Raw genomic sequence first — 4,336 nt, forward strand, 5'->3', positions numbered from 1 at the left:
AGCGGTTGTCGCGGCAGATTCTCCAAGCGGTCCGCTCGGCCATCGGCTCACCGGCCGCGCGGGCCTCGTCGAGGAGGAAGCGGTGGCCGAACTCCGGGTCGTCGCGGTGCGCGTCGAACAGGGCGTCGGCCCGGTATGTCTCGGCGAGTTCGGTGTCGGTGACCGGAGAGGCCAGCCACCGGTAGTAGGGCCGGCGGGCCAGATTGAGCACCCGGCACGTCACCGCCACCAGCACCCGGTGAGGGGCAGCGGCGACGGCAGGTTCGCCTGCGACAGATACGCCGCCGCCCTGCGCAGCACCTCGTTCTCCTGCTCCAGGAGCCGGATGCGTTTGCGGGCCTCGCGCAACTCGGCGGACTCATCCGACCCGGTTGCGGGCATGGATCCGCCCTCGTCGGTGTCCGCGCGGCGCAGCCACTTCGACAATGTGATCGGGTGGACGCCGAAGTCGGCGGCGCCATACCACCGACGCACCTTCCGCCCAGACGCCGCCCCCGGCGGCATAGCAAGCCATATACCCCACAACAACCACACCGACCCCACGAACATGGGTGACAACAGCGGGGGCAGCCCCGCATCAGCCGACGCCCACACAGGATCCGAATCGGCCGACGTTGCCACAGGCTCCGGCAGTGGTCACGCAGACACAAACGCGTCAGACGGCAACGGTTCCGCCACTACTCACGGTCCGACTTCCCCTGCAGATCCGCCATTGGATCCTCGTAAACGACCGAATCAGAGATTTGGATGACCGCCAAGGCGGCGAGGGGCACGCGCCAGGACGTCATCTCTATCCGGACGATGACGCATTGCGGGGCCGGCTGGGAACTGTACTCACTGACGTGAATGGGACACCCAAGGTCTACGGCCCGAATGCCAGTCACCCCGGGCTTCTCAAGTCTGAGAACAATTCCGGGAAGACTGTACTTGGCGGTGACTCGATCTTCAGCGACAATGAGTGGATCTGGCGGGGCGATCTCTGGTTCTACGTCTGGAACTATCACGTGCAGCTCCCGGACGATTTCCTCGCACGCGTGCGAAGAGATGACTACTTGATGCCTGCTGAGAATGAACCTCGGCTTGTAGAGATCGCTAAGTATGTGCAGGCCCACCCGTGATGAGCGACGGGCAGGGTTGAGAACTGGGGCGAGCGCGGACCGCGTCACGGAGTGCGGGCGCCTTTGCCGCCCGTCGTCTCACCTGGCGTCGAAAGCCTGCCGCGCCTTCTCGATCTCGGGCATGTACGTCCGCACCCAGTCCAGGAGGACATCGACGGGAGGGCGCATGGTCTTCCCCAGCGGGGTGATCCGGTACTCCACCGCGACAGGCCTGGAACTGACGAGCTCGCGCTCGACGATGCCGTTGCGCTCCAGTCTGCGCAGAGTGGCAGTCAGCGACTTCTGCGTGACCGAGGGAATCGCACGGCGCAGCTCATTGAACCGGCACGGCCCCTCACACAGCTCGCTGAGCACGCTCAAAGACCACTTGTCCAGCACCTGGTCGAGCAGTTCGCGGTGCGGCGCCGGGATGCTCAGCTCGTCGTCGCGGAGAGGAGCGGTATCGGTCATGAAACCTGGTCTCGTTGAAGTGTCCTGCGTCTCCTAGGTATCAAAGCTATACCAGGATTCGCCGTCGCTAGGAGACCACCGTGCCCGTCCAGCGCTTCACCCCCGAGGGCCTGTTGCAGCCCACGCCGTACCACCACGTCGCCATCGGCACCGGCAGCAGGCATGTCTACGTCAGTGGCCAGACTTCCAACCTCGCGGACGGGACACCCGTCGCGGCAGGAGATCTCTCGGGCCAGGTCGCGCAGGCGCTGCGCAACACCGCACGCGGTCTCGCCGGGGCCGGCGCGACGTTCGACGACGTGGTGCGGCTGACGTGCTACGTCACGCAATGGGAGCCGGAGAAGATGGACGCCTTCCTGGCAGGCGTCGAAAGCGTCGCGGACGAGGTCGGGCTGCCGCGCCCCCTCCCCCCGTCGTCGCTCATCGGGGTCGACTGCCTCTTCGCCCCCGGCGTCCTCGTCGAGATAGAAGCCACCGCCCTCGTCGACTGACCCTGATGGTGTGCGTGGTGACGCCGCCTGCGGGCCTGGCCCTCCGACCGGCTGACGTCCCGGCTGTCCTGTTCGGGATGTGCCGGCCCGCCAGGCGGCCGTCACACACGCGGCCGGACGGGCCTTCGTGACTTCACGTGAGAGGAGTCGGCGGCATGGCTGAGGGGCCGGCCGCCTCGGCGGCCCTCCCTCTTCCGGTTGGCGGCGTGCATCCCCTCGCCGCGCTCGTCGCGGGGCCGCCCGCCGCTCGGCTCCCGCCACCTGCGGCAGGAGCCCGGAGACCCGGAGGGCAAGGCCGGCCCAACGCGCGTGCCACCGGTACGCAGGGCGGCCCCCGGCCGGCCACGCCGACTCATCCCTCCCCCGGGCCCGACCGGTCGGCGGCGCCCGGACGGCGGTGCGGTGGCTGTTCGGGTGTGGGCCGCCGCTTCGGCGCGGAGATGGCGAGGGTGACGGGTCCGCCTCCGTTCACGTGCACCTCCGTGCCGTGGTGGTGGATCGTCAGGGGGTCGCCGGCCAGCAGTGAGTACGTCGCCTTGTCGGGACCGATCTCCACCTGCAGGCACCGGCCGCGGAACTGGAGCCGGAAGGCGAGGCGGCTGAACTTCTCGGGCAGGCGGGGCGCGAAGCGCAGGCTGTCGCCGTCCCGGCGGGTGCCGCCGAATCCGGCGACCAGCGCCATCCAGGTACCGGCCAGCGAGGCGATGTGCAGTCCGTCGCGGGTGTTGTGCTCCAGGTCGGCCAGGTCCATCAGGGCGGCCTCGGTGGCGTAGTCGTAGGCCAGCCGCATATGCCCGGTCCGGGCGGCGACGACGGCCTGGCAGCACGCGGACAGGGAGGAGTCCCGTACGGTCAGCGGTTCGTAGTAGGCGAAGTTCGCGGCCATCTGGTCGTCGTCGCAGTGGGCGTCGAACCAGCTGCCGCAGGTGTACATGGCCAGCACGAGGTCGGACTGCTTGATCACCTGCTTGCGGTAGATGTCGAAGTAGGGGAAGTGCAGCATCAACGGGTACTGGTCCGCGCCCGTGCCCGCGAAATCCCAGCGCTGGTGGCGGGTGAAGCCGGCGTGCTGTTCGTGGACGCCGATCTCCTCGTTGTAGGGGATGTGCACGGCCTCGGCGGCGTCCCGCCAGGCGGCGCTCTCCTCCTCGTCCACACCGAGCCGGTGCGCCTCCTCCGGGTGGCGTTCGCACACGTCGGCCGCGGCGAGGAGGTTGGAGCGGGCCATGAGGTTGGTGTACGTGTTGTCGTCGACGACGGCGCTGTACTCGTCCGGCCCCGTGATGCCGTCGATGTGGAACACACCGTGGTGGTCGTGGTGGCCCAGCGAGCGCCACAGCCGGGCCGTCTCCACCAGGAGTTCCAGGGCGGTCTCGCGTTCGAAGCCGGTGTCGCCGGTGGCCGCCGTGTAGCGCACCACGGCGTGCGCGATGTCGGCGGCCACGTGGAAGGCGGCGGTGCCGGCCGGCCAGTACGCGGAACCCTCCGAGCCGTCGATGGTCCGCCACGGGAACGCGGCGCCGCGCAGCCCCAGCTGGGTAGCGCGTTCCCGGGCGGCGGGCAGGGTGGCCTGCCGCCAGCGCAGCGCCTCGGCGACCGCCTTGGGCGCGGTGTAGGTGAGGAGGGGCAGCACGAACATCTCGGTGTCCCAGAAGGCATGGCCGTCGTATCCGGAACCGGTCAGCCCCTTGGCCGGAATCGCGCGCTGTTCGGCGCGGGCTCCGGCCTGCAGCACATGGAACAGGGCGAAGCGGACGGCCTGCTGGATCTCCTCGTCGCCGTGCACCTCGACGTCGGCGCGGGCCCAGAAGTCGTCCAGGTAGGCCCGTTGTTGGGCCACCAGTGCGTCCCAGCCGCCGTGCGCGGCGGCGGCCAGCGCGGCCTCGACCTGGTCGCTCATCGCGGGCCGGGAGCGGGCGCCCGACCAGCCGTGGGCGACGGTCTTCTGCACCCGCAGCCGCTGTCCCGGGTCCAGGACGGAGGTGATGGTCAGGCGGGCGACGTCCGTGTTGCTCTCGCTGCTGGTGGTGATCTCCCCCGGGGCGTCGACGACGTGGTCGGCGGCCACGGCGACCCTGAGGCCGCTGCGCCGGGTGCGGTGGACCAGACGCAGCCGTGACCCGGCGGCCAGGTCCTCCTCCGGCTCCAGCGGGGACTGCAGCGCCTTGGCCGTCCGCGGGTCGCCGTCGGGGGAGGGCAGGCTCTCGTTGGTGACCAGCTCCGACTGGATGACCACGCGGGTCCGGCTGTCGACGGGCTCGACTTCGTACTCCACGG

The 4,336-nt window shown here is 69.7% G+C and carries 5 protein-coding genes and 1 pseudogene; 2 read left to right on the plus strand and 4 right to left on the minus strand.

Features of this window, described 5'->3' with window-relative positions; genetic code table 11:
- Together IH13_RS0134180 and IH13_RS43750 are read right to left on the minus strand one after the other, a co-directional pair.
- Nucleotides 1-229: pseudogene (locus tag IH13_RS0134180) on the minus strand (IS3 family transposase); the annotation flags it as partial.
- Entirely contained in the window at nucleotides 220-381 is a 162-nt protein-coding gene (locus tag IH13_RS43750; protein WP_158791467.1) for a hypothetical protein, read from the minus strand. The gene IH13_RS43750 and the pseudogene IH13_RS0134180, both read right to left, overlap by 10 nt.
- A gap of 251 nt (nucleotides 382-632) precedes the next feature.
- Between IH13_RS43750 and IH13_RS45375 the strand changes: the two genes are divergently transcribed.
- On the plus strand, nucleotides 633-1,118 hold the full coding sequence (locus tag IH13_RS45375; RefSeq protein WP_234433489.1) for a hypothetical protein: 486 nt from the start codon (nucleotides 633-635) through the stop codon (nucleotides 1,116-1,118).
- 78 nt (nucleotides 1,119-1,196) lie between these two features.
- Here the strand turns inward: IH13_RS45375 and IH13_RS0134195 are convergent, their stop codons facing one another.
- On the minus strand, nucleotides 1,197-1,568 hold the full coding sequence (locus IH13_RS0134195; RefSeq protein WP_031090727.1) for a winged helix-turn-helix transcriptional regulator: 372 nt from the start codon (nucleotides 1,566-1,568) through the stop codon (nucleotides 1,197-1,199).
- A gap of 80 nt (nucleotides 1,569-1,648) precedes the next feature.
- On the opposite strand from IH13_RS0134195, the gene IH13_RS0134200 reads away from it, so the two are divergent.
- A complete protein-coding gene (locus IH13_RS0134200) occupies nucleotides 1,649-2,059 on the plus strand; it encodes a RidA family protein (protein WP_031090729.1) in 411 nt (136 codons plus the stop codon).
- Nucleotides 2,060-2,411: 352 nt separating this feature from the next.
- On the opposite strand, the gene IH13_RS0134205 is transcribed toward IH13_RS0134200, so the two are convergent.
- On the minus strand, nucleotides 2,412-4,336 hold a 1,925-nt coding region (locus IH13_RS0134205), incomplete at its 5' end, for a glycoside hydrolase family 65 protein (protein ID WP_031090731.1).

It is taken from the genome of Streptomyces sp. NRRL WC-3549 (assembly GCF_000721935.1).
In the GTDB taxonomy this organism is placed as follows: domain Bacteria; phylum Actinomycetota; class Actinomycetes; order Streptomycetales; family Streptomycetaceae; genus Streptomyces.